Source organism: Pseudomonas sp. H3_E07, assembly GCF_054668895.1.
The window spans coordinates 318,292-344,640 of record NZ_CP162795.1; the positions used below are offsets into that span (position 1 = coordinate 318,292).

Annotated in this window: 11 protein-coding genes; 6 read left to right on the forward strand and 5 right to left on the reverse strand. The window is 62.4% G+C overall.

Annotated elements, in window-relative coordinates; all coding sequences use genetic code 11:
* Position 1: 1 nt before the first annotated feature.
* Together AB4O08_RS01420 and AB4O08_RS01425 are read right to left on the reverse strand one after the other, a co-directional pair.
* A complete protein-coding gene (locus AB4O08_RS01420; RefSeq protein WP_010211049.1) occupies positions 2–439 on the reverse strand; it encodes a carboxymuconolactone decarboxylase family protein in 438 nt (145 codons plus the stop codon).
* Positions 440–588: 149 nt separating this feature from the next.
* On the reverse strand, positions 589–1,059 hold the full coding sequence (locus AB4O08_RS01425) for an Lrp/AsnC family transcriptional regulator (protein WP_010211050.1): 471 nt from the start codon (positions 1,057–1,059) through the stop codon (positions 589–591).
* Between the two features lie 123 nt (positions 1,060–1,182).
* Here AB4O08_RS01425 and AB4O08_RS01430 point away from each other — a divergent pair, with 123 nt between their 5' ends.
* Positions 1,183–2,418: a methionine gamma-lyase gene (locus AB4O08_RS01430; protein WP_010211051.1), complete on the forward strand. Its 1,236-nt coding sequence runs from the start codon at positions 1,183–1,185 to the stop codon at positions 2,416–2,418.
* A gap of 153 nt (positions 2,419–2,571) precedes the next feature.
* On the opposite strand, the gene pvdP is transcribed toward AB4O08_RS01430, so the two are convergent.
* Entirely contained in the window at positions 2,572–4,197 is a 1,626-nt protein-coding gene (gene pvdP / locus AB4O08_RS01435) for a pyoverdine maturation tyrosinase PvdP (protein WP_045792258.1), read from the reverse strand.
* A gap of 142 nt (positions 4,198–4,339) precedes the next feature.
* Between pvdP and pvdM the strand changes: the two genes are divergently transcribed.
* The 3 genes from pvdM to pvdO are packed head-to-tail and all read left to right on the forward strand — an operon-like array spanning position 4,340 to position 7,874.
* Positions 4,340–5,689, forward strand: a complete 1,350-nt coding sequence (gene pvdM, locus AB4O08_RS01440) for a pyoverdine-tailoring dipeptidase-like protein PvdM (protein WP_021491741.1) — start codon at positions 4,340–4,342, stop codon at positions 5,687–5,689.
* Between the two features lie 18 nt (positions 5,690–5,707).
* The gene (pvdN, locus tag AB4O08_RS01445) at positions 5,708–6,979 is read left to right on the forward strand and encodes a pyoverdine-tailoring periplasmic protein PvdN (RefSeq protein WP_021491742.1); all 1,272 of its coding nucleotides are present in this window, start codon (positions 5,708–5,710) and stop codon (positions 6,977–6,979) included.
* A 34-nt stretch (positions 6,980–7,013) separates the two neighbouring features.
* A complete protein-coding gene (gene pvdO / locus AB4O08_RS01450; protein ID WP_010211056.1) occupies positions 7,014–7,874 on the forward strand; it encodes a dihydropyoverdine dehydrogenase in 861 nt (286 codons plus the stop codon).
* Positions 7,875–9,125: 1,251 nt separating this feature from the next.
* On the opposite strand, the gene AB4O08_RS01455 is transcribed toward pvdO, so the two are convergent.
* Positions 9,126–9,956, reverse strand: coding sequence for a formyl transferase (locus AB4O08_RS01455; protein ID WP_031291047.1), 831 nt, complete (start codon positions 9,954–9,956; stop codon positions 9,126–9,128).
* 200 nt (positions 9,957–10,156) lie between these two features.
* Here AB4O08_RS01455 and AB4O08_RS01460 point away from each other — a divergent pair, with 200 nt between their 5' ends.
* The gene (locus tag AB4O08_RS01460) at positions 10,157–11,809 is read left to right on the forward strand and encodes a cyclic peptide export ABC transporter (RefSeq protein ID WP_044287024.1); all 1,653 of its coding nucleotides are present in this window, start codon (positions 10,157–10,159) and stop codon (positions 11,807–11,809) included.
* A gap of 110 nt (positions 11,810–11,919) precedes the next feature.
* A complete protein-coding gene (locus AB4O08_RS01465) occupies positions 11,920–14,355 on the forward strand; it encodes a TonB-dependent siderophore receptor (RefSeq protein ID WP_460114657.1) in 2,436 nt (811 codons plus the stop codon).
* A gap of 143 nt (positions 14,356–14,498) precedes the next feature.
* Here AB4O08_RS01465 and AB4O08_RS01470 read toward each other — a convergent pair whose 3' ends face one another.
* Positions 14,499–26,348 carry a non-ribosomal peptide synthase/polyketide synthase gene (locus AB4O08_RS01470; RefSeq protein ID WP_460114658.1) on the reverse strand — a complete coding sequence of 3,950 codons (11,850 nt, stop codon included), beginning with the start codon at positions 26,346–26,348 and terminating at the stop codon, positions 14,499–14,501.
* Position 26,349 lies beyond the last annotated feature (1 nt).

The following is a 26,349-nucleotide window of genomic DNA, read 5'->3' on the forward strand; positions in this document are numbered from 1 at the left end:
CTTACTTGGGCATCTTGCGGAAACCCACGGCCAAGCGGTTCCAACTGTTGATGGTGGCGATCGCCACGCTGAGGTCAACCTGCTCCTGAGGGCTGAATTCGGCGGCCAGTGCGTTGAAGTCCTCATCCGGAGCATGGGTCTGGCTGATCAGGGTCAAGCTCTCGGCCCAGGCCAGGGCGGCGCGTTCACGCGGGGTGAAGAACGGCGTTTCACGCCAGGCCGATACGGTGTACAGGCGGCGTTCGGTCTCGCCACCTTTGCGGGCATCGGCGGTGTGCATGTCCAGGCAGAAAGCACAGCCGTTGATTTGTGAAACGCGCAGGCGCACCAGCTCCAGCAGCGGCAGTTCGATGGACAATTTGCCGACGGCGGCTTCCAGGGCGAGCATGGCTTTCATGGCGTCTGGGGAGGCGGTGTAGAAATCGGTACGGATTTGCATGGGGGTGCTCCAGGGCAGTGGGGATTGATGGCTAGGTTAGTCATCGGGCCTTGGGGGCGGAATATCCAATTTGGGGTAAGAATGGGTGACCAATTTTTGGGCGTGGGGAGTGTGTCGAAAACCGTTACCCAAATAACGGATTTGCCCAATCACCCCGGCAACGGAATCACCCTCAACGCCCTGACCGACTTATAAGAAAAGCTCGAATAAATCTCCTTGACGCAAGGCAGCGTCTGCAACACCTCCCGCGCAAACTCGCCAAACGACTCCAGGTCTTTGGCCACCACTTCCAGCAAAAAGTCATAGCGCCCCGAGACGTTATGGCACGCCACGATCTCCGGTATCTCCAGCAGCCGCTGCTCGAAAGCCCGTGCGATTTCCTGGGTGTGACTCTCCATCATGATGCTCACAAAGGCGGTCACCCCAAACCCCAAGGCCTTGGGCGAGAGGATCGCCTGGTAACCACTGATCACCCCACTCTCTTCCAGGTTACGCACCCGTCGCCAGCATGGCGAGGTGGTCAAGGATACGCGGTCGGCCAACTCGGCCACCGTGAGACGGGCGTTCCCTTGCAACGCGTTTAAAAGGGCTTTGTCGGTACGATCCAGGCTGACGGGCATAACTTGCCTCTGATTGTTGTTTTTAGCGGATTTTCATCCCGTGGTGCGGGAATTAGCGGCAAATATCGCAAAGTTCATCTTCAATTATGAGCATAGCATTGTAGGAAATAAGGAGCGCCCGACATGAACAATAAACACAATGCATTCGGCTTTTCCACCCGCGCCATCCACCACGGTTATGACCCCAAGGACCATCACGGCGCGCTCGTTCCGCCGATTTATCTGTCTGCCACCTTTGCTTTTCCCACCGCCGAATACGGCGCTGCCTGTTTCGCCGGCGAAGCCAGTGGGCACTTCTATACGCGTATTTCCAACCCGACCCTGGCGCTGCTGGAGTCGCGCATGGCGACCCTGGAAAACGGCGACGCGGCAGTGGCGTTCAGTTCCGGCATGGGCGCGATTGCCGCGACGTTCTGGACCCTGCTGCGCCCTGGCGATGAAGTGATCGTCAGCCAGACCCTGTACGGCTGCACCTTCGCCCTGCTGCACCATGGCATCGGCGAATTCGGTATCAAGGTGCGGCACGTCGACCTCACTGACCTGACGGCACTGCAAGCTGCACTCACCCCGGCCACCCGCATGATCTACTGCGAGACCCCGGCCAACCCCAACCTGCGACTGGTGGATATCGCTGCCGTGGCCGCCCTCGCCCACCAGCAGCCGAACGTCACCCTGGTCGTCGACAACACCTACTGCACACCCTATCTGCAACGCCCCCTCGAGCTGGGCGCCGACGTGGTGGTGCACTCGGCCACCAAGTACCTCAGCGGACACGGCGATATCACGGCGGGCATCGCCGTAAGCAACCAAGCCCTGGCCCAGCGCATTCGCCTGCAAGGCCTCAAGGACCTGACCGGTGCGGTGATGTCGCCCCAGGACGCTTCGCTGCTTATGCGCGGCCTCAAGACCCTGGCCCTGCGCATGGATCGCCATTGCAGCAACGCCCAGGCCGTGGCCGAAGCCTTGCAGGCACACCCGGCCGTGCAGTCGGTGACGTACCCGGGATTGCGCTCGTTCCCGCAGTACGAACTGGCGACACAGCAGATGAAAATGCCCGGAGGCATGATCGCCTTCGAACTCAAGGGCGGCATCGAAACCGGTCGGCGGTTCATGAATGCGCTCAAGTTGTTTACCCGTGCGGTCAGCCTGGGTGATGCCGAGTCACTGGCCCAGCACCCGGCGAGCATGACCCATTCCACCTACACCCCGCAGGAGCGCGCGGCGCACGGCATCAGCGAGGGATTGGTGCGTTTGTCGGTAGGGCTTGAGGACGTGGCCGACCTGTTGGCGGATGTGCAACAGGCACTGGCCAAGTGCACCCGTACTGCCACGCGTCCTTCCAAGCTGGCGAGCTTTTAATCCGATTTTCTAGGATTGGCCCCCCTTCCCGTCGCCGCCGCCATCCAACCGTGCCGCCATGCGAATGTCGATCTCAGGGGGACGCTCGGTAACGGCCCCTCGCATGATTGACGCGGTCTTCCAGCCCCTGGCTCGGCTTGCCGGCTTACAGGTTCAGGCGGGGGGTAATTTCAGGTGACGGGCGTACCACGGTCGTCTCGGCACGCGCTTGAACAGGCCCTGCAACAGGTGTTCGTCTTCGCCAAAGGTAATGCGCAGCGCGAGCTTCATGGTCTCGGGGTCCATCTCCATCGAACGGCCCATCTGCAACCCCGGCGTGGTGCTGCAGCCATGGGTATCCGGGCCCAGCCAGGGGTCGCCGACTTCCACCCAACGGCCCGGTGCGAACCAGGCCACGCCGTTGACTTCCATGCGCTGGACTTCGCCCGGATTGAAGCGCTCATGGGCGCGGAACCAGTCCTCGATGCGGTCGTCGATCCAGCCATGGAAATGCCAGAACACCGGGTTGACGTGAGAGGAAAACGGGTCGCCGAGGAAATCGTTTTCCGCCGCATACCAGCGCGCAGCGAAGTCGGCGGGGTCGCGAGCCATGGGCACGGGGGCGCCGTTGGAGGGGTCGCGCGGCACCGAAGCCCAGCGCATGTGCAACCAGTCGTGCAGACCCAGCTCCATCTCAGAACCCAGTTGACCGAGGGTGAATTTAGCCAGGTAACGTGGGTCACGGTATTGGGACTCCCAGACCTGGAAGTTGCTGTGATAGGTCTCGGCAGCCTTGATGTCGCTGACCCACTGGGTGTACTCGGTATCGTCCGGGGCCGACCAGGTGGGCGGCAGCGCGAAGCCATCGTGGTTGTCGAAGTAACGCAGGAAGCCCAGGCGATCCAGCTCCAGGGCCGGTTGCGGTTCGGGAAATTGCGGCCACGAGGGCAGATCCTGCATTGAACGCGCAGTGCCGAGCATGTGCCGATGCATAAAGAAAAAGTCGATCCCCGAGCCGTTGCGGTCCTTGTGTTTTCCCCGCGCATCGCGTTCCTGGCCGCGGGGGCCGGGTTGCCAGCCGATGCCGCGCAGGGCATCGCGTTTCTCTTCGGAGAGCTTGTGCCACTGGTCGCGGGTCGCGTGCCACAGCTGGTGAAACAGGCGGTGCTCGGGGGCAATCAGCCAGGCCAGCAGGGTCGGATTGAGGCCAATGCGCTGGCGAGCCTCGGGGAACCACTGCTTGTGGGCAATGAAACGATTGTCGCGCTCAACTAAAGCCAGCGGCCGGTCGAGGTCGAGGATCTGCCCACTGAGGGTGCTGCTGCCAGCGTTGGCAAAGGCAGCCCAGACCTCATCAAGGGTCATCTTGAATTCATAGGCCGGCGCGCCGTCGGCCGAAGCGCGGTCGATCAGGCGCCAATAGAGCACGGCGCTCTCCCCTGTCAGCAGGTCACCCAGCACACGGTAACGCGGCTCGCCCTCGGCGCGCAGATGGTCTGCGGTGTCCAGGTACCCCCGCAGACCGCGTCCACGGGGCGCGATGTCGAGCAGCAGTTGCAAATCTTGCAGTGGCAGCCCTTTGAGGCCGGCGTCGCGGCCTTCCAGGCGCAGGTCCCAAACCCCACGCAGCGTGTTCGCCAGGTGCTGGCCGGCGGTGTCGGCCAGGTCCACCGTGGCTTCGCCGGGAGTGATGGGGAATTCTTCTTCGCGCGTCAACTCGCGATGGGCATAGAAGGCGGCCGGCACAGCCGCGCCTGTCAGCGCCAGGCCTGCGATGAACCCACGTCGAGAGATGGTCATTGTCTACCTTAGGAAACGGCTTTATCAGAGCTAGAACGTTTGCCCGCCGGGGAAATTTACCGGCGCGCCCTGCCCGCCTAAATTTCCCCACCCATCACTCGTTCCTCCCTGATAGCGAAGGCCTCAACTGACTGAGATGGCAATGACAAAACCACGTTCGAAAAAGGCGCTGTATATCGGCTTGCCCCTGGCACTGGCCATCGGTGCCGGGGCCGGTTTCCTGGTCTGGGATCACTGGTTCAAGGGCAATGCCGGTTACCCGTTGGCGGTGATCAAGCAGGCCGATGAAATGCAGGATAGGTTGTTGTCGTTTGACAGCCATATCACCGTGCCCGTGGATTTCGGTACCGCAGGCAACGAGGCGGACAAGGACGGCGAAGGTCAGTTCGACCTGGCCAAGGCGGCACGCGGGCGCTTGTCCGGCGCAGCGTTGACCATTTTCGGCTGGCCGGAAATCTGGAACGGCCCCAACGCCCCGCACAAACCCACCGATGGGTTTGTCGAAGCCGCGCGCAACGAACAGGAAGTGCGCTACAAGATCATCAGCGGCATGGTGCGTGACTTCCCCAACCAGGTCGCCATCGCCTACACCCCGGATGACTTCCGGCGCCTGCATGGCGAGGGCAAGTTCGCGATCTTCATCAGCATGCTCAACGCCTACCCGCTGGGCAACGACTTGAACCAGTTGGACCTGTGGGCGGCGCGCGGCATGCGCATGTTCGGCTTCAGCTATGTGGGCAACAATGCCTGGTCGGACTCGTCGCGGCCGCTGCCGTTTTTCAATGATTCCACCGACGCCCTTGATGGCTTGTCGGACATCGGCAAGCAAGCGGTGCACCGACTCAATGACCTGGGGGTGATCATCGATGTGTCGCAAATGTCGACCAAGGCCCTGGAGCAAGTGGCGCAGTTGAGCCGCACACCGATGGTGGCGTCCCATTCGGCGCCGCGCGCCTCCGTGGATATCCCGCGCAACCTGAGCGACAAAGAGCTGCAACTGATCAAGAACAGCGGCGGCGTGGTGCAGATCGTCGGTTTCTCCGCCTACCTGCGTCCACTGAGCCAGCCGACCCAGGACAAGCTCAACGCCCTGCGCGCACGCTTCGACCTGCCGCCCCTGCCTAATCTGGCCGTGGCGCTGATGCCGGGCGACGCAATCATCGCCGCCTGGCCCGAGCACAGGTTCGGCGAGTACGCCAGCGCGCTGTACGGCATCCTCGACGAGGAACCCAAGGCCACCCTCAAGGATCTGGGGGATGCCATCGACTACACCGTGCGCAAGATCGGCATCGATCATGTCGGCCTGTCTTCGGACTTCAACGACGGGGGCGGCGTCCAGGGCTGGAACAACGTCGGCGAGATACGCAACGTCACTGCCGAATTGATCCAGCGCGGCTATTCCGAGGCCGACATCGCCAAGCTGTGGGGAGGCAACTTCCTGCGGGTGTGGGACCAGGTACAAAAAGCCGCCAAACCCTTGGCCAACCGCTAATCATCCAGAAGCCCGTCCATGACCGACCGCCGTACCTTTCTCAAGCAGGCTGGTGTATTTGCCGCCAGCCTGCCATTGGGCGCCGCCCTGCTTCCGCAGGCCCTCGCCGCCCCTGCAACCGATGACCCATGGACGGGGCTCAAGCAACTGTTCAACCAGGACCCGGATTACCTGCACTTTTCCAATTTCCTGGTGGCTACCCACCCCAAGCCGGTGCGCGAGGCTATCGAGCGTTACCGCGCACAGATCGACCGCAACCCAGGGCTGGCCATGGACTGGGACCTGCAGGAAACCTGGAAGCGCGAAGGCCAGGTGCGCGAGTGGGCGGGACGCTACCTGAAGGCCACCCCGCCGCAGATCGCCCTCACCGGCAGCACGTCCGAAGGGCTGGCGATGATTTACGGTGGGATCAAGGTGCGACCTGACCAGGAAATCCTCACCACCGTCCACGAACACTATGCCACCGAGTACAGCCTGGACTTCCGCGTGCGCAAGGAGCAGACCCAGGTCCGCAAGATTCGCCTGTTCGACAGCGCCAACCGCGTGTCTGCCGACGAGGTGCTGGGCAACATCCAGCGCAATATCCGTCCCAACACCCGCGTCCTCGGCATGACCTGGGTGCAGTCCGGCAGCGGCGTGAAGCTGCCCATTGGCGAGATCGGCAAGCTGGTCGAAGAGCACAACCGCAACCGTGACGACAAGGACCGTATCCTTTACGTGGTGGATGGCGTGCACGGTTTCGGCGTAGAAAACCTCGACTTCCCGGATATGCATTGCGACTTTTTCATCGCGGGTACCCACAAGTGGATGTTCGGCCCACGCGGCACGGGCCTGGTCTGCGCCCGCGACCCGCAAAACAACGACGTGACCCCGATGGTGCCAACCTTCTCCGAAGACAAGGACTTCGCCACCGTCATGACCCCGGGCGGCTACCACGCCTTCGAGCATCGCTGGGCGGCGGACGAAGCCTTCAAGCTGCATCTGCAACTGGGCAAGGCGCAGGTGCAGGCGCGGATTCATGCACTCAACACCGAACTGAAAGACCAGTTGCTGGCACACCCAAAGATCGAACTGGTCACCCCCCACAGCCCTGAACTGTCGGCCGGTTTCACCTTCTTCCGCGTCAACGGCCAGGACAGTGATGCCGTGGCGGCCTACATGATGAAAAACCGCGTGGTGATCGACGCCGTGGACCGCGATGTCGGCCCGGTGATCCGAACCGCCCCCGGCCTGCTCAATTCCTCCGCCGAGATCCAGCGCTTCATGACCTTGCTGAGCCAGCGGGCGTGACACCCACCTTTTCCCCTTTGAATGAGAGGCCCACATGAACAAACCGCTCACAGCCCTGGCGCTTTCCGCCCTGTGCAGCGCCTTGCTGCCCAACCTGGCCCAGGCCGCCGCGCCACAACCCGGCAAAGTGTTCAAGGACTGCAAGGACTGTCCGGAAATGGTGGTGCTGCCCGCCGGCACCTTCACCATGGGTACGCCGGACGATGAAGTCGGCCGCGAGCCGGATGAAGGCCCGATGCACGACGTGACCTTCGCCAAACCGTTCGCCATGAGCCGCTTTCACATCACCGCCGGCGAATGGGACAGCTACATCCGCCAGACCGGGGTGAAGATCGCCGACGGTGACACCCGCCCCGGCCGCGAATGCATTGCCAGCAAGCCGCGCTACCCTCAGGGCCCACGCCAGCCGGCGGTGTGCATGGACATGGACGACATCAAGCAGTACGTGGCCTGGCTGTCGAAAAAAACCGGCCAGCAGTACCACATGGTCAGCGAAGCCCAACGTGAATACGCTGCGCGCGCCGGTTCTACCGGGCCATTCCCCTTCCCGTTCGACGAGGGCAAGGACTACAGCATCGCCAAGCACGCCAACACCTATGGCCCGGCCGATGGGTACAGCTACTCGTCGCCCGTCGGCAGCTACCCGCCGAATGCGTTTGGCATGTACGACATGCATGGCAACGTCTACGAGCGGGTGGCCGACTGCGAGCACTCCAACTACATCGGCGCGCCTACCGACGGCAGCGCGTGGATGGAGCCAAACTGCGAGGGCTACATGATTCGCGGCAATGACTGGGGAGAAGCGCCGGTGTTCTCGCGCTCCGGCAACCGCAACAACATCTACCCGCAGACGCGGGGGGATTGGATTGGCTTCAGGGTCGTGCGCGACCTGTAATAACGCAGAAGATCAAATGAGGGAGGGGACTTACCCCCGATGGTGGTGTACCCGTCAGAGTATCAGTACCTGACCTACCGCCCTCGGCGGCATAAGTCTCTACACAACGCTGTAGCAACCACGGCGACCAAGGTAACCACGATGCGAAGCGAGCCGCTCTTGATCTAGCTTTTGATCTCAGGCGCCCCGTCAAACACGCTGGCCGGAATTCGACAGGGATTTGGGGGGTAAACCGGCAGGGATGCCGGTTTAGCCGCCCCGCGCCATGGATGGCGCGTGGCGGCGGCCCCCCAAATACCTGTCGGATTACGGGCACACCGAGCCTAGGCGAGGTGCCGAGTGTTGGGGCGAAGGCCTTTTGGTTACTTTTGGGCCTTTCCAAAAGTGACCCGCCGTAAGGGCGGAACCCATAGCGGCCGTTACCCAAATAACGGATATGTACCCAGTCTGATCCAACATCCAGGCCAGCGGTCAGGCCGCCACGGGAGCAAGCTCCCTCGCCACAGGTCCAGCGCCATACCCAGAATTGTGTAGATGCCGAGGCCTCGATGGCGCAGAATCAGTCACCTGATGAATCGACTGACACACCGCTATCGGGGGCAAGCCCCCTCCCACATTGGATCGCAGCCTAACCGTTAGATGGCGCTCGGCTGTCAGGCCGCCACGGGAGCAAGCTCCCTCGCCACAGGTCCAGCGCCATACCCAGAATTGTGTAGATGCCGAGGCCCGGATGGCGCCGAATCAGTCACCTGATGAATTGACTGACCCACCGCTATCGGGGGCAAGCCCCCTCCCACATTTGGATCGCAGCCTAACCGTTAGATGGCGCTCGGCTGTCAGGCCGCCACGGGAGCAAGCTCCCTCGCCACAGGTCCAGCGCCATACCTAGAATTGTGTAGATACCGAGGCCTCGATGGCGCTGAATCAGTCACCTGATGAATTGACTGATACACCGCTATCGGGGGCAAGCCCCCTCCCACATTTGGATCGCAGCCTAACCGTTAGATGGCGCTCGGCTGTCAGGCCGCCACGGGAGCAAGCCCCCTCGCCACAGGTCCAGCGCCATACCCAGAATTGTGTAGATACCGAGGCCCGGATGGCGCCGAATCAGTCACCTGATGAATTGACTGACCCACCGCTATCGGGGGCAAGCCCCCTCCCACATTTGGATCGCAGCCTAACCGTTAGATGGCGCTCGGCTGTCAGGCCGCCACGGGAGCCCCCCCTCCCACATTTTTAACTGTGCCCGCTTTAGATTCCCTGCTGCGCCAACAACGCCAACCCTTCATGCAACGCCGGGAACAGGCTGTTATTGAAGTTGTTCCAACGCAACTCAAGGATGGTGTCCTCCGGCGAGATCTCGGTCTTGAGCACGTCGTGGAACACTTCGCCCGAGTCGATGCCGTTGTCCACGTAGTGGAACGACGCGCCGGTGAGGTACAGCGGCGCCGAGGGCGTCGTGGCCTTGGTCGCCCAATCCGTGACCGTCAGCCCACGCGCGCCGTACAGGGCATTCCAGGTCGCATAAGCACCACGGCGCTCGTACGGCGATTCGATGCGGGTGATACCTGGGTGGATGTTCATGATGCGACGGGCAAACGGCGCACCGGGGCGCACCAGCTCGTCCAGAATCACCAGCAGGCCGTCCAGCACTACGATATCGGCCTTCAACTCCACCAGCGTGTCATGCAGGCGGCGTTCGAAATCCTGCTTGCCGGCGATATGTTCCGCGCTGCCCCGAGGCAGGCGCCGATAGGTCGACGGCACACTCAGCAACAGATCATTGACCAGGCGCCCCTGCACGCGCAGGTCGGCGGGATACAGCCACTGGCGACCCGGCTGGTAGGCAAAACCGTAGTCGCTGACCAATTGCTGGTCCCGTGGGTTCTGCTCGTCATCGTCATACACCACGCCCACCAGGTTGTAGGCCTCGCCCAGCGGCGTGTCGTTCAGCGCCCCCACCAGGGATTCCAGCACCGACATCATGTAGCGCTCATGGTCCTTGTACGCCACCGGCTGCCCGGCCTTGTCGGCCGCGGCATTGCGCAGGGACCACACGTACACCAGATTCTTTTTCGTCATTGTCTCGCTCTCGCTGGATAGATCAGGCACGCGCCAATACGCGTGCGCCTACACCACAAGAACGAACCAGCCCACGCGCAATTTATCCACCCCGGCCACCGCCCGGCACACCGAGCTAAATAGTCGCGCCGACACTTCGTTTGTCATGGGTAAGGGTCTGTGTGCCCAGCCCCCTCTTTTTCACTTTCCGGGAAGTATTTATGACCGACCCCAAGCGCGGCGCCTTCAACGGTCTGCTCGCATTGCTCAGGCCCTTTCGCACCATCGTGACCGTCTCCGTCGCCCTGGGCATGGCCGGCGGCCTGGCCATCACGTTGCTGCTGGCGACCATCAACAATGCCCTGCACTCCCCACAAGGCATGACCCAGGGCGTGATCCTGACCTTTGCAGCCTTGTGCGTGCTGGCCCTGGTCAGCTCGATCATTTCCGACATCGGCACCAACTACGTCGGCCAACGGATCATTGCCGCCCTGCGCAAAGACCTGGGGGAAAAAGTGCTGTCGGCGCCCATCGGGCAAATCGAGCGCTACCGCTCCCATCGACTGATCCCGGTGCTGACCCACGATGTCGACACCATCAGCGACTTCTCCTTCGCGTTCACGCCCTTGGCCATTGCCGCCACGGTGACGCTGGGCTGCCTGGGCTACCTGGCTTACCTGTCGGTACCGATGTTCCTGATGATGGTCGTCGCCATCGTGATTGGCAGCGCCGTGCAGTTCATCGCCGGCGGCAAAGGTATCCAAGGCTTTGACTTGGCACGCAGCCATGAAGACGAATTGCAGCGTTATTACAACGCCATCGCGTCCGGCGCCAAGGAACTGCGCATGCATCGGCCACGACGCTTTCGCATGAACACCCACCGTATCCAGGAAACGGCGGACCGCATCAGCGATATTCAGGTGCGTTCGGTCAACATCTATATCCTCGCCAAGACCTTCGGCTCGATGCTGTTCTTCGTCGTCATCGGCCTGGCCCTGGCGATGCAGGCCTATAACCCGAACCCGGACCCGACCGTGATCACCGGCTTCGTGCTGGTGCTGTTGTACATGAAAGGCCCGCTGGAACACCTGCTGGGTTACCTGCCCGTGGTGGGCAAGGCGAAGATTGCCTTTGGGCGTATCAGCGAGTTGTCGGAGCGCTTCTCCTCTCCGGAACCGCACCTGCTGATGGATGACAGCGAGGCGCCGACACCGATCGTCAACAGCCTGGAACTGCGCAACGTGAGCTACAGCCCACCGGCCGTGGAAGGCAGCGAGCCGTTTCACCTGGGGCCGATCAACCTGAGCATTGCCCAGGGCGACATCGTGTTTATCGTCGGCGAAAACGGCAGTGGCAAGACCACGCTGATCAAATTGCTGCTGGGGCTCTACCCGCCGCAGTCCGGCGAAATCCTGCTCAACGGCGAGGCCGTGACCGACCCCGAGCGCGACGACTATCGCCAGTTGTTCACCACGGTATTCGCCGACTATTACCTGTTCGACGACCTCGTCCAGGGCAGCGCCACCCAGTCACTGGACAGCGCGACTAAATACCTGGAACGCCTGGAGATCGCGCACAAGGTCAGCGTCAAGGACGGCGTATTCAGCACCACCGACCTGTCCACCGGCCAGCGCAAGCGCCTGGCGCTGGTCAACGCATGGCTGGAGGAACGCCCGGTGCTGGTGTTCGACGAATGGGCCGCCGACCAGGACCCGGCCTTCCGTCGAATTTTCTATACCGAACTGCTGCCGGACCTCAAGCGCCTGGGCAAAACCATCATCGTGATCAGCCATGACGACCGTTATTTCGACATCGCCGATCAGCTCGTACGGCTGCGCGCCGGCCAGGTGGTGCACGAGATGGAGCCTGCATGAAATTTTCTTTTCCGGTTTTCCGAAGTAGAAACGTCTCACTAGTGGTAATGAGAACCAACCTCAATAAACTTTAAAATTTGCCCACTTAAAACACAGAAGAGAAACCATCCATGTCAGCACGACTCGGTCTCAGCCCACTGAGCAAAGCGCTAACCAGGGCCCTGAACATCAACCTCCTGCCGAGCGCGCTTGCCCTTGCGGTATCGCTGCCGGTTGCCGGCTATGTGCAGGCACAGGAGATCGAGTTGGACATTCCAGCACAGGCACTGGGGAGTGCACTGCAGGAATTCGGCCGCCAGGCCAACCTGCAGGTGCTGTACAGCCCGACCGACGTAGCAGGAAAAAACAGCACTGCGGTCAAAGGCAAACTGGATCCGCAGCAGGCGATCAACACCTTGCTGGCAGGCACTTCAACCACCCACAGCCTCAGTGGCAACGCGCTGACCGTTACCGCCGCCGGCGCGTCCGCCGGGCTGGAATTGAGTCCGACCCAAGTGACCGGCAACGTGCTGGGCAACATCACCGAGGGCTCCGGCTCCTACACGCCGGGCACCATTGCCACGGCCACGCGGCTGACCCTGACCCCGCGGGAAACCCCACAGTCGATCACGGTGATTACCCGCCAACATATCGAGGACTTCGGCCTCAACAACGTCGATGACGTGATGCGCCACACGCCTGGCATCACCGTATCGGCCTATGACACCGACCGTACCAACTATTACTCGCGTGGATTCTCGGTCAACAGTTTCCAGTACGACGGTATTCCGTCCACCGTGCGCAACGTCGGCTACTCGGCGGGGAACACCCTGAGCGACATGGCGATCTATGACCGCGTCGAAGTGCTCAAGGGTGCCACCGGCCTGCTCAACGGCGCCGGCTCCCTGGGCGCGACCATCAACTTGATCCGCAAGAAGCCGACGTCGGAGTTCAAGGGCCACGTGCAACTGGGGGCCGGCTCCTGGGACAACTATCGCAGCGAAGTGGATGTGAGCGGCCCGTTGACCGACAGCGGCAATGTCCGGGGCCGTGCAGTGGCGGCGTACCAGGACAAAAAGTCCTTCATGGACCACTACTCGCGCAAGACCGAAACCTACTACGGCATTACCGAGTTCGACCTGTCACCCGACACCATGTTGACCGTCGGCTTCGACTATCAGGACAACATTCCAAAAGGCTCCAGCTGGTCCGGTTCGTTCCCGTTGGTCAACTCCAACGGCAGCATCAACAAGATGCCACGCTCCTATAACAACGGCACCACCTGGAGTTCCTGGGAACAGAACACCCGCACCGCCTTTGCCATGCTTGAGCATGATATGGGTGACGGCTGGGTCACTAAATTCCAGCTCGACCACAAGATCAACAGCTACCATGCCGACCTCGGTTCGATCCAGTTTGTCCAGCCGGCAGCCGATGGCACCGCCGAGATCAACGGTCAGAAATACACCGGTGAAACCAAAAGCACTTCGGCCGACCTCTACGCCACCGGGCCTTTCAGCCTGTTCGGCCGCGAACATGAACTGGTGGTGGGCGGCTCGATCGGCACGTCGCGTTGGCAAGGCAAGGGGTACTGGTCGCCAGAATGGCCAGGCGGCAACAAAGTCGATTTCTATAACTGGAATGGCCACATCGCCAAGCCGATCTACGGCCCCGTCCAGCAATACAACGACGATACCATCCGCCAGACCGGCTACTACATGACCACACGCTTGAACGTGATGGATGACCTGCACGTGATCCTCGGTGGGCGCGTCGCCAACTACCACGTCACCGGTATCAACCCTTCCTACAAGGAAACCGGTCGGTTCGTGCCGTATGCCGGCGTGATCTACGACCTGAACGACAATCTCTCGGTGTACACCAGCTACACCGATATCTTCCAACCCCAGGAAAGCACGTACAAAGACCGCAACCAGACGTTGCTGGAACCGGACGAAGGCCAAAACTACGAGCTGGGCCTGAAGGGCGAGTTTCTCGACGGTCGCTTGAACACCAGCATTGCCTACTTCGAAGTGCATGAAGACAACCGTGCCATCCCGGACGATGCCTATAACAACCAGACTCCTTCCCCGCAAAACTATGCGTTCAAGAGCTCCAAGGCCGTCACCAAGGGTTACGAAGCAGAAATCTCAGGTGAGCTGGCGCCCGGCTGGCAAGTACAAGGCGGTTACACCCACAAGATCGTGCGGGACGCAGACGACAAGAAGATCTCCACCTTCGAACCTGAGCACCAGGTCAACCTGAACACCACTTACAAACTCAAGGGCGACCTCGACAAGTTCACCATCGGTGGCGGCCTGCGCTGGCAGAGCAAGGGTTGGAATGAAATCTACAACTCGCAGCTCAACACCAACCAGGACATCACCCAGGAGTCCTATTGGCTGGTGGACTTGATGACCCGCTACCAGGTCACCAAGAACCTTTCGGCGACTGTCAACTTCAACAACATCTTCGACAAGTCCTACTACACCAACGTGGGCTTCTATAACTCGGCGGCCTACGGTGAGCCGCGCAACGTGATGTTCAGCACCCGCTGGGACTTCTGATGTGATGCCTTGATCGCCCTTGCGGCGACCAATCGAAAGCCCGATGGAAGCGCTGCTTTCATCGGGCTTTTTTGTGCCCGCCCTCCCCTGTGGCGAGGGAGCTTGCCCCCTCGCCACAGGTTCAGTGTTCATCATTTGAGGTGTTATCCCATGGCCGCCACCAGGCTACGGATGAACTCGGCACTGTCGATGATCCCGTCGTGATCAGTCTCGATCACCACTGAACGCTCGATCCGCCCCTGAACAAGGGTGCTTGCCATGTGCTGCTCAATGAGGTCCTTGAATTGGCCGGCGCGGCTCATGGACGCCCACCAGCAACTGACCGGGGCCTTGATCGGCTTGAAGTCCGCCGCCGACAGACGCTCACTGAGCGCGCGGTCGACCTCCCAGGAAATCTGCGCCTCGTTGCCACGCAGCAACTCATCCTTGATACCGGTAAAGGCCTCGCCCAGGGTCTGCTCGGCCCAGGCGATAAACCCTTGCCATTGCCCCGCTTCGTCTTGGGCATCGCGCTGACATTGCTGCCAGGCCGCCTGAATCCGCTCGGCAAACGCCGGGAACATCACGCCCAACAAGGCCGCACGCCGCTCGTTCGCCGAGATTTCACGGTCATCCTCGGTGACGACCGCCTGCCAATAGGGCGTGAGCCACTGCGGCGGCGCGGAGTCGATCCAGCCGACAAATTCGACGTCGCGTCCCGCTTGCTCCAGCACGTAGGCCACTTCCATCGCCAGGTTGCCACCCAACGACCAGCCTGCCAGGCGGAAGGCGCCTTGGGGCTGGGCCAACAGAAGTTGCTCGGCGTAATCCTCGACCATGGCTTGCCATTCGGGCACCTCTGCCCCCGCCTCGGCCAGCGCACGACAGATCACCCCGAACACCGGACGCTGCTCCCGTAGCGCGAGGGCAATCGCGGTGTAGCAATGCACCGAACCGAAGCTTGGGTGGAACATGAACAACGGCGTGCCTTCGGTCTGGCTGTTGAGCTTGACGATCAACGAGCTGCGCGCGTCGCCCTGCAGGCAGTTGACCTGGCCGCGTACGGTCGGGTTAAGCATCAACTGGCTGACGGACAAGCCGACACCGCTGACTTTACGGATACGCTCCTTGAGCATCAGCACCAGCAAGGAGTGACCGCCCAACTCGAAGAAGTTGTCGTTCAGCCCTACGCGCTCGACACCCAGGACATCCCGCCAGATCGCCGCGACCTGCTGCTCGATGACGCTTTGCGGGGCCTGATACGCGCCTGCACCTTGCGCCTCCGGTTTAGGCAACGCCTTGCGGTCCAGCTTGCCATTGGGGCTCAGCGGCATCTGTGTCAACACCACCCACTGTGCCGGCACCATGTAGTCCGGCAACTGCGCCGCGAGGTGCATCGCCACCTGTGCTTTCCAGTCCTCGCTCGGCGCCTGCAGCACCAGGTAGCCCACCAGGTGCGTGCCGTCCACGGCGAGCACCGCCGCTTCACGCACATACGCGTGCTCCAGCAGGCGGGCCTCGATTTCACCCAACTCGATGCGCAAGCCACGCAGCTTGACCTGGTGATCGATGCGCCCGGCGTACTCGATCACCCCATCGTCGCGATAACGCGCCAGGTCTCCGGTGCGATACAAACGGCTGCCACTGCCGAACGGATCGGTCACAAAGCGTTCGGCGGTCAGCGCCGGCCGACGGTGATAACCGCGCGCCAGGCCGACGCCGCCCAGATAAAGTTCACCCAACACGCCAACGGGTGCCGGTTCCAGGTTGCCGTCCAATACGTAGCAGCCCAGGTTGGCGATCGGCCGACCAATCGGCACGGCGTCACGCCCTTCGTCGACGCAGGTCCAATGGGTCACGTCGATTGCCGCTTCGGTCGGCCCATACAGGTTGTACAAACCGGCATGGGGCAGCTTGGCGAACACCTGTTGCTGGGCATCCACCGGCAGCGCTTCACCGCTGCACACAATGCGCTGCAGGCTATGACAGGCGCCGACGCCGGCATCCTGCAAGAAGGCCTGGAGCATGGACGGCACAAAGTGCAACGTCGTGACGTGCTCGGCGTTGATCAGGCTCACCAGCCTGGCCGGATCACGATGGTCGCCCGGCGCTGCCACGACCAGGCGCGCGCCGGTCATCAACGGCCAGAAGAACTCCCACACCGACACGTCGAAACTGAACGGCGTCTTCTGCAAGACCGTATCACTGCTCTCCAGGCCATACGCGTGCTGCATCCAGCACAGCCGGTTGGTCAGCGCCGAATGGCGGTTACCCGCGCCTTTGGGCTGGCCGGTGGAGCCCGAGGTGTAGATTACATAGGCGAGGTTTTCGCCATCGACGGTGACTAGCGGATTCTGCTCGGCGTAGGCCTGCAACCACTCATCGCCCTGCTCCAGCACCAGGCTGTGCAAGCCCGTTGGAATCGGCAGTTGCTCCAGCAAATGCGCCTGGGTCAACAATAGCTTCACGTCGCTGTCTTGCAGCATGTAGGCCAATCGATCGCGGGGGTATTCCGGATCCAGCGGCACATAAGCGCCACCGGCCTTGAGTACCGCCAGCAGGCCAACGACCATTTCAATCGAACGCTCAACCGCCAGTCCCACGAGGACGTCCGGTCCAACGCCGGCTGCTATCAGGCGATGCGCCAGGCGGTTTGCCCGACGGTTAAGCGCGGCGTAACTCAACACCTGCCCGGCGAATACCAGCGCCGGTGCGTCCGGTGTGCGCACCACCTGGGCTTCGATCAGCTGATGCACCGCAAGGTGCAGCGGGTAGTCCGCGGCTGTGGCGTTCCAGGCATGCAGGACCGTTTCACGTTCGGTACTGGCCAGCGAAGGCAACGTTGCCAAACGCTGGGTGCCGTCCACTGCCAATGCCTGCAACAGCTGCTGGAAGTGCTCGGCCAACTGTTCGATATGCGCCGCGCTGAAGGCGTGGCGGTCGTAATTGAACTCCATGCCCAAGGTGTCACCGATGCCCAGCAACACGGTCAACGGGTAATGGGTTTGCTCCAGGCTGTGGACGGCACCAAACGTCAGCCCCGAGGGTGCGCCCTGCTCCAGCGCTTCGGAGACCGGGTAGTTCTCAAACACCAGAATGCTGTCGAACAGCGCTTCGCCCCCCAGCCCGGCCCAGCGCTGGATCTCGAACAGCGGCGTATGCTCCTGCTCACGCAAGCGCACGTTCTGCGCCTGGATCTGCTGCAGCCACTGGCTGACCGTCATCTGTGCATCCGGCGTGGCAACGACGGGCAAGGTGTTGATGAACAGACCCACCTGTTGTTCGATACCGCGCAATTGCGCCGGACGGCCTGCCACGGTGGCGCCGAACGCCACGGTGGCCTGTCCGGTGTGATGCTGCAACAGCAGCAGCCAGGCGCTTTGCACCAGCGTATTGAGGGTGACTTTATGGCGCTGTGCGAAGGCCTTGAGCTGAGCGGTCTGGCTGGCGTCCAGGTTCAGACGGTGCTCGCCGTTGACCGCCAGCGCCTCGCTTTGCGCAGCCTGTAGGCCACGGGCCAAGCGGGTCGGTTCCTGCAGGTTGAGCAGTTGCGCTTTCCAGAATGCCTCGCTGACCGACTTGTCCTGCGCCTGCAGCCAGGCAATGTAATCGCGGTAACGCCCGATGGGCGCACGCAGCGGTTCACCGGCGTAATGTTGCAGCACCTCGCCAAACAACTGCGAACCACTCCAGCCGTCCATCAAGATGTGGTGGTTGGTGTAGATCAAGTGATAACGGGACGCCCCCGTACGGACCACCGTCAGGCTCAGCAACGGCGCCTGTTCCAGCACGAACCCCTGGGCCCGCGCCGACTCGGCGAGGCTATCGAGTGCCGCACTGCTGTCAGGACGACCTTGCCAGTCCAGCTCGGCGAACGGCATGCGCATCTGTTTGTAGACCACCTGCAACGGCTGCTCAAACTCGGTCTGCCAGAGAAAACCGCTGCGCAGGATCTCATGGCTGTCCACCGCCGCCTGCCAGGCCTGGCGGAAGCGCGGTGCATCCAGGCCCTCGACATCGATGCGCATCTGGTTGATGTAGTCACCCGAGCCTTCGCCGTACAGCGATTGGAAGAGCATGCCTTGCTGCATCGGCGACAGCGGGTAAACGTCTTCGATGTCAGCCACCGTCACCGGCAAGCTGTCCAGTTGCGCCTGGGACAGACGCGCCAGCGGGAAGTCCGAAGGCGTGACACCCTGGTTGACACCACAGTGCTCGATCAACGCCTTGAGTTCCGCGGCGTAGTCATCCGCCAGGCGTTGTACCGTCGCCTCGTCGAACATCTGCTGGCTGAAGCTCCAGTTCAACTTCAATTCGCCCGCGTAGACCTGGCCGTTGATTTCCAACCAGTTGCCCAGCGGGGCCTCGCCACTCTGTTCGGCACCACTGCCATCACCGGAGGGGACGAACAAGCCTTCTTGTTCGCCGCCGTCAAAACTGCCGTCGAATTGCCCCAGGTAGTTGAAGGTGATGCGTGGGCGCGGCAGTTCGCTCAGGGCCTGTTGAGCCTCGGCATTCCCCAGGTAACGCAGGGCACCAAAGCCCAGGCCCTTGTCGGGAATCGCGCGCAGCTGCTCCTTGATCTGCTTGAGGGAGCCGGCCAGCGAATCGGTCGGCACCAGCTTCACCGGGTAGAGGCTGGTGAACCAGCCGACGGTACGGGTCAGGTCGATCTCGTCGAACAGGTCTTCACGGCCATGGCCTTCCAGGCGGATCAACATCGACGCGTCACCGGTCCAGCGCACAACGACGCGCGCCAGTGCGGTCAGCAACAGGTCATTGATCTGGGTGCGGTAAGCACTGGGGGCGTCCTGCAACAGACGCCGCGTGAAGACCTGATCCAGATGGGTGGTCACGCTCAGCGCATGCCGGTTGCTCAAACTGGCCTGTGGATCGGCCCCCGGCAGGCCGGTTGGGCTGCCTTGCAACTGCGTCTGCCACCAGGCCAGTTCCTGCGCCAGTGCGGCGCTGCGTGCATAGGCTTGCAGACGCTCGGCCCAGGCCCGGATCGCGCTGGTCTTGGCGGGCAACACGACCGTGGCACCTTGGGCAACTTGGCGGTAAGCCGTTTGCAGGTCTTCCAGCAGGATGCGCCAGGACACGCCGTCCACCACCAAGTGATGAATCACCAGCAGCAAGCGCTGGGAGCCGTCGGCCAGGTCGACGAGCACCGCACGCAGCAGCGGCCCTTCACTCAGGTCGAGGCTGCGCTGGGCTTCCTCACCCAGGGCCTCCAACTCTTCGACCGCATTCAAGGTGGTCTGCCACAGGACCTGCTCGGCCTGATGCTGCTGCGGCCCGCGATACGCCGCGCTCCAGCCTGCCGCGCCCTGGACGAAACCGATGCGCAAGGCGTCGTGATGCACGATCAAGGCCTGCAGCGCCGCCACCAGCAGCGGCGCCTGCAACGCCTGGTGAGGCTGTAGCACCACCGACTGGTTCCAGTGGTGACGCTGGGGGATGTCATCGGCGAAAAACGCCTGCTGGACGGGCAGCAACAACAACTCACCGGTCAATGCCGACTGATCCAGCACCACCGCGCCCTCGCCTTCGCGGGCCACGGCCGCCAGGCTTTGGACCGTCTGGTGCTGGAACAGATCCTTGGGCGTGAAGCGCACACCGGCCTGACGGGCACGGCTGACCACCTGGATCGAGATGATCGAGTCACCGCCCAATTCGAAGAAGTTATCGTGTAAACCAACACGTGGCAGACGCAGCACGTCGGACCAGATCGCGGCGATCTTCTGCTCCAGCTCACTCTGCGGCGCCACGTACACCTGCTGCATCTGGCTGACATCCGGGCGCGGCAGGCCCTTGCGGTCAAGCTTGCCGTTCGGCGTCAGCGGCATGCGCTCAAGGAACATCAGGTGCGTGGGCACCATATAGTCCGGCAACCGGGCTTTCAGGGCGCGGCGCAGGGCTTCGCGGCAGGTCGACTGCGCCACTGCGTCGTCGATCAGCAGCGGGTCGAGCGGCACTACATAGGCAACAAGTTGCTTGCCGCTCGGCCCTTCCTGGGCCACCACCACGGTTTCGCCGACACTGTCCTGCTCGCGCAGACGGGCTTCGATCTCGCCCAGCTCGATACGGAAGCCCCGGATTTTCACTTGATGGTCGACGCGACCGAGGTAATCCACCACACCATCCGGGCGGCCACGGGTCAGGTCGCCGCTGCGATACACACGGCTGCCGGGCTTGCCGAACGGGTCCGGCACAAAGCGCTCGGCGGTCAGGGCCGGACGCTCCAGGTAACCCCGAGCCACGCCCTCACCGCCCAGGTACAACTCGCCGGCGACGCCGATGGGTTGCAGGTTGAGTTGCGCATCCAGCACGTAGCCGCTGCGATTGCCCAACAGCGTGCCGATCGGTGCGTAGACGGCACCGCAGGGATCGCCCTCGCGCGCTTTCCACAGCAACGGCGTGACCACGGTTTCCGTCGGGCCGTAGCCGTTGAACAGGTAGGTCGGCTTGAGTGCGCGCCAAGCCAGGTCATAGCTGGCCTGGGCCACGGCATCACCGCCGAAGCAGTACACACGAACCTTGGGCGGGTTACCGTCGCGCTCGGCATGTTCGGCCAACTGTTGCAGGTACACCGGCGGGAACACGGCCATGGTCACGTGATGGCGATGCATCTGCTGGTAGGTGTATTCCGGCAGCCACAGGCTGTCATCGCGAATCAGCACGCTGGCGCCGTTGATCAGCGGGTGCATCCAGCCTTCGTGGGAGCCGTCGAAGGCAAACGACATGAAATGCAGTTCGCAATCGGCCGGGGATGTTTCATAACGCTCGCCGGTGGCGATGATGTGCGCCACCAACGGGCCGTGGGACACCGCTACGCCCTTGGGCATGCCGGTGGAGCCGGAGGTGTAGATCACGTAGGCGAGGTTGTCGCGATCCAGCACGACCTCGGGTGCGCTGTCGTCGTTGGCGGACCAGGCTTGCGTCTGGTCCACGGCAAGGGCTTCCAGGCCGTCTGGAATCGGTAAGCGCTGTTGCACCGTCGAATGGGTCAACAGTAATCGGGCACGGCTGTCCTGCATCATGTACAGCAGGCGGTCACGCGGGTATTCGATGTCCAGCGGCACGTAGACGCCGCCGGCTTTCATCACTGCCAGGAACGCCACCATGATTTCGGCGCTGCGCGGCATGGCAATCGCCACGCGCACTTCGGGGCCGACGCCACGGGCAATCAATGCATGGGCCAGGCGATTGGCCTGGCGGTCCAGCTCGCCATAAGTCAGCTGTTGCTCGCCAAATTTCACCGCCACCGCTTCGGGGGTTTCCCCGGCGCGGTCGGCCACCAACTCGTGAACCAGACGCTTGGCCGAGAAACCTGCGTCGCTCTGGTCCCACCGTTGAAGGATCTGCTGCCGTTCGGTGTTGTCCAGCAGGTTCAATTGGCTGAGAGTCTGCCGTGGGTCGGCAACCATGCCTTGCAACAGGTTCTGCCAGTGTCGCGCCATGCGTTGCACGGTACTGGCCTCAAACAGGTCCTGGGCATAGCCGAGCGTGGCCCAGATACCTTCGGTGGATTCCTGGATATCCAGGTCCAGGTCGAAATGCGCCGTCTTGCTTTCCCATTCCAACCCCTCTACCGAAAGATTCGGCAGTTGCTGCTGAACCTGAGCCTGGCCCACGTCGGTCTGGTGGTTGAACATCACTTGGAACAACGGGTTGTGGCTCAGGCTGCGCTCGGGTTGCAGCGCTTCCACCAGTTGTTCGAAGGGCAGGTCCTGGTGAGCCTGGGCGTCCAGCGCCCGTTGCCGGGCCTGTTGCAGCAGTTGCTCGACGCTCATCTGCCCGTGGAGATCGGCCTTGAGCACCTGGGTGTTGACGAAGAAGCCGATCAGACGCTCGGTCTCGCTGCGATTGCGGTTGGCGATCGGTACCCCGACACGGATCTCTTCCTGGCCACTGTAGCGATGCAGCAAGGTCTGGAACGAGGCCAATAGCAGCATGAACAAGGTCACGTCCTGCTGCTTGGCCAGGGCCTTGAGGCCTTGGGTCAACGCGCCGGGCAGTTCGAATGCCAGGCGCGCGCCACGATGGCTTTGCACAGCAGGACGCGGGTGGTCGAACGGCAACGCCAACACGCTCTGCTCACCGCCGAGCATGTCGCGCCAATACGCCAGTTGACGGGCCTTCTCGCCCGCCTCCATCCAGTTGCGCTGCCATACGGCGTAGTCGGCGTACTGAATCGGCAGCGCCGGCCATTGCAACACCTGTCCCTGGCTGTAGGCCGCATACAGTTGCACCAGCTCTTCAACCATCAGTTGCATCGACCAGCCATCGGACACGATGTGATGCTGCACCAAGACCAGTACATGTTCATCAGCGGCGATGCGCAGCAACGAAACCCGCAGCAAAGGCCCTTGTTCCAGATTGAAGGGTTGGGCGATTTCGGCCTCGACCCGTGCCTTGAGTTGCGCTTCATGCACCTCGGCGTGCGCTATCTGCAACGACACCTGCGGCGAAATTATCTGAACCGTGCGGTCGCGCTCCTGGCGCAAATGGGTGCGCAGGCTTTCATGCCGAGCCAGCAAGGTATCGAAACTGCGTTGCAGTGCGCCCAAGTCAAGCTGCCCTTTCAAACGCAAGGCGCTGGGGATGTGGTACGCGGCGCTTTGCGGCTCCAGTTGCCACAAAAACCACTGGCGCTCCTGGGCGTAGGACAGCGGCAACGGCTGGTCCCGCCCTACCGGCAACAGCGCGGGCGCGGTCGGTGCGTCTGGGTCCTGGGTTGCCAGTGCGGCGACAAACCCCTCCAGGCGCGGCTGTTCGAACAGCAGCTTGAGCGGCACTTCGAGCTTCAAAGCCTGACGAATGCGCGAGACCACTTGCATGGCCAGCAGTGAATGCCCGCCCAGCTCGAAGAAGTGATGGGTCAGGCCCACACGCTCGACGCCAAGAATATCGGCCCAGATCGCCGCAACCTGCTGTTGCCGTGGCGTAACCGGTGCCTGCCAGGCCTGTTGCACCGCGCCGCCATCAGGTTTGGGCAGCGCCTGGCGGTCAAGCTTGCCGTTGGGGTTCAACGGCATGCGGTCGAGGAAGATCAGGTGCGCAGGCACCATGTAATCGGGCAGTTGCTCACGCAAGGTGGCCTTGAGCGTTTCGCCCGCCGCAGCCTGTTCCGCCGCGGACAACGGCTGGGCCGGTACGAGGTAGGCCACCAACTGGTTGTCGGCGGCCAGCAGGAAGGCTTCGCGCACCGCCTCCTGGGCCAACAGCAGCGCTTCGATCTCACCCAACTCGATACGGAACCCTCGGATTTTGACCTGATGGTCGACGCGACCGACATATTCGATCACCCCGTCAGCGCGATAACGCGCCAGGTCACCGGTGCGGTAAAGACGCTCCCCCAGGGTGCTGAACGGGTCGGCGACAAAACGTTCGGCAGTCAGGCTCGGGCGTTGCAGGTAATCACGGGCCAGGCCACTGGCACTGGCAATGTACAGCTCACCCACGGCGCCCACCGGCAACAGGTTAAGGTCAGGGTCCAACACATACAGGCCGCGCCCCGGCAACGCGCGGCCAATCGGGCTGGCCGTCGCACCCATCACGGCGTTGTCATCGCTGCAATCGAGCACGCTGGACACCACCGTGGCCTCGGTCGGCCCGTAGGTATTGAGCAGGCGTACATACCCCAACCCCGCGCGTCGCCACAGCACCGGGCCATCCAACGGCATCGCTTCGCCGCCGATATGCACCTGGCGCAATGCGCCATAGGGCCGTGGCCCCGCTGCCAGGCAATCCTGCAGGAACAGTTTCCAATAGGCCGTGGGCAAGTCGGCCAGGGTGATGCCTTGGTCGATAATCTGTCGGTACAGGTCCGCGCCGTCCCACAACTGCGGCCCGCGCAACACGACCGTCGCGCCCAAGGTCAGGGCCGGGTACAGCTGCTCGACAAAGCCATCGAAGTTAAGGGTCGCGAACTGCAGTACGCGGTCGTCCGCGACCAGACGCGAATACTCGGCCGCGATACCGGCGAATTCGCTCAATGCCGCATGGCTGATGGCAACGCCTTTTGGCTTGCCGGTGGAGCCGGAGGTGTAGATGACATACGCCAGGCTGCGGGGCTCGAACGCGGTAGGCGGGTTGTGCTCGGCACACTGCGCCAGCTGCGCGTCGGCCAGGTCGATGTCCAGCGCCGTCAGATCGGCCGGCAATGGCAAACGATCGCGCAGGTGGGATTGGGTTAACACCAGACGCACGTTACTGTCATCGAGCATATGTACCAGGCGTTCACGCGGATATTCAGGGTCAAGCGGCACGTAGGCACCACCCGCCTTGAGCACCGCCAACAGGCTGACCACCATGGTAAAGGAGCGCTCGACCGCGATCCCCACCAGCACTTCCGGGCCTACGCCATGGGCGATCAGGTAGTGTGCCAGGCGATTGGCCTGGCGGTTCAGTTCACCGTAGCTGAGCGTTTGGTCATCCAGGGCCAGCGCCTGGCGCGCCGGATGTTCGCGGGCCTGGGCCTCGAACAACTGGTGCACGGCATGCGGTGCCGCGACGGTGGCGGGGGCATTCCAGTCCTTGAGCATCCGCTGTTGTTCGGGCGCATCGAGCATCGACAGCGCGCAAAGACGGCTGCGAGGTGCGCTCACTGCCGCCTGGAGCAGGTTCTGCCAATGCTGCGCCAAGCGTTCGATGGTTGCGCTTTCGAACAAGTCGGTGGCATAGGTCAACGCCGCCCAGAGGCCTTCAGCGGACTCATGGGTGTCCAGGCTCAGGTCGAAATGCGTGGTCTGGTTTTCCCAATCCAGCTGCGCCACCCGCAGGCCGGGTAATTGCTGGCCATCGCGTCCGCCCTGGGCGTCGGTCTGGTGGTTGAACATCACTTGGAACAGCGGGTTGTGGCTCAGGCTGCGCTCAGGTTGCAGCGCCACCACCAGTTGTTCAAACGGCAAGTCTTGGTGCGCCTGGGCTTCCAGGGAGCGGCGCTTGGCCTGCTGCAGCAGTTCGGCAAAGCTCATCTGCCCGTCAAGGTCGGCCTTGAGCACTTGGGTGTTGACGAAAAAGCCGATCAGCCGTTCGGTTTCCACGCGGTTGCGGTTGGCATTCGGTACGCCGATGCGGATGTCCGACTGGCCGCTGTAGCGAAACAGCAGGGTCTGGAACGAGGCCAGCAACAGCATGAACGGGGTTACGCCCTCATGCTGGGCCAGGCGCTTGATACCGGCCACCAGGTCCGCCGGCAGATGCACCTGCAAGCTGGTGCCGCGATGGCTTTGCTGCGCCGGGCGCGGATGGTCCAGGGGTAATTCCAGCACCGGTTGCTCACCGCCCAGCAGGTCCTGCCAGTAGGCCAATTGACGGGCCTTCTCCCCGGCCTCCATCCAGCTGCGCTGCCACAGCGCGTAGTCGGCGTAGTGGATCGCCAAACCCGGCAGTTGCACCTCCCGGCCTTGGCTGTGCGCGGCGTAGAACTGCACCAGTTCCTCGACCATGACCTGCATCGACCAGCCATCGGAAATGATGTGGTGCTGCACCATCACCAGCACATGCTCGTCTTCGGCCAATTGCAGCAAGCTCACGCGCAACAGCGGCCCCGCCTGCAAATCGAAAGGCCGGGCTATCTCAGCCCCGACGCGCGCCAGCAATTGCTGTTCGTCGGCAACGTCCTGGCGTATCTCGATGCGCGCCTCAGGCGCTACGTTTTGCAGCAGGCGCTCGCCGTCCTGTACCAGGCGTGTGCGCAGGCTTTCATGGCGGGCCAGCAGGCTGTCGAACGCACGTTGCAGCGCCGCCAAGTCCAGACGGCCCTGCAAACGCAGTGCGCCGGGAATATGGTAAGTGGCGCTGTCCGGGTCCAGTTGCCAGAGAAACCACTGGCGCTCCTGGGCGTAGGACAACGGCAGCATCTGGCCGTCCTCACGGATCGAGGCAATCGGCAGTTGAGCGAAGCTCATGCCCCGGCTTTGCAGGCGCTGGTAAAACTGCTGGCGCTGTTCCAGAGGCAGGCGAAGGAAGCGCGAAACCAGATCGATATTAGGGTTGGAAAGCATG

Coding starts and splice junctions, on each gene's coding strand:
- AB4O08_RS01420 (WP_010211049.1), bottom strand. CDS start 439: ATGCAAATCCGTACCGATTTCTACACCGCCTCCCCAGACGCCATGAAA.
- AB4O08_RS01425 (WP_010211050.1), bottom strand. CDS start 1,059: ATGCCCGTCAGCCTGGATCGTACCGACAAAGCCCTTTTAAACGCGTTG.
- AB4O08_RS01430 (WP_010211051.1), top strand. CDS start 1,183: ATGAACAATAAACACAATGCATTCGGCTTTTCCACCCGCGCCATCCAC.
- pvdP (WP_045792258.1), bottom strand. CDS start 4,197: ATGACCATCTCTCGACGTGGGTTCATCGCAGGCCTGGCGCTGACAGGC.
- pvdM (WP_021491741.1), top strand. CDS start 4,340: ATGACAAAACCACGTTCGAAAAAGGCGCTGTATATCGGCTTGCCCCTG.
- pvdN (WP_021491742.1), top strand. CDS start 5,708: ATGACCGACCGCCGTACCTTTCTCAAGCAGGCTGGTGTATTTGCCGCC.
- pvdO (WP_010211056.1), top strand. CDS start 7,014: ATGAACAAACCGCTCACAGCCCTGGCGCTTTCCGCCCTGTGCAGCGCC.
- AB4O08_RS01455 (WP_031291047.1), bottom strand. CDS start 9,956: ATGACGAAAAAGAATCTGGTGTACGTGTGGTCCCTGCGCAATGCCGCG.
- AB4O08_RS01460 (WP_044287024.1), top strand. CDS start 10,157: ATGACCGACCCCAAGCGCGGCGCCTTCAACGGTCTGCTCGCATTGCTC.
- AB4O08_RS01465 (WP_460114657.1), top strand. CDS start 11,920: ATGTCAGCACGACTCGGTCTCAGCCCACTGAGCAAAGCGCTAACCAGG.
- AB4O08_RS01470 (WP_460114658.1), bottom strand. CDS start 26,348: ATGCTTTCCAACCCTAATATCGATCTGGTTTCGCGCTTCCTTCGCCTG.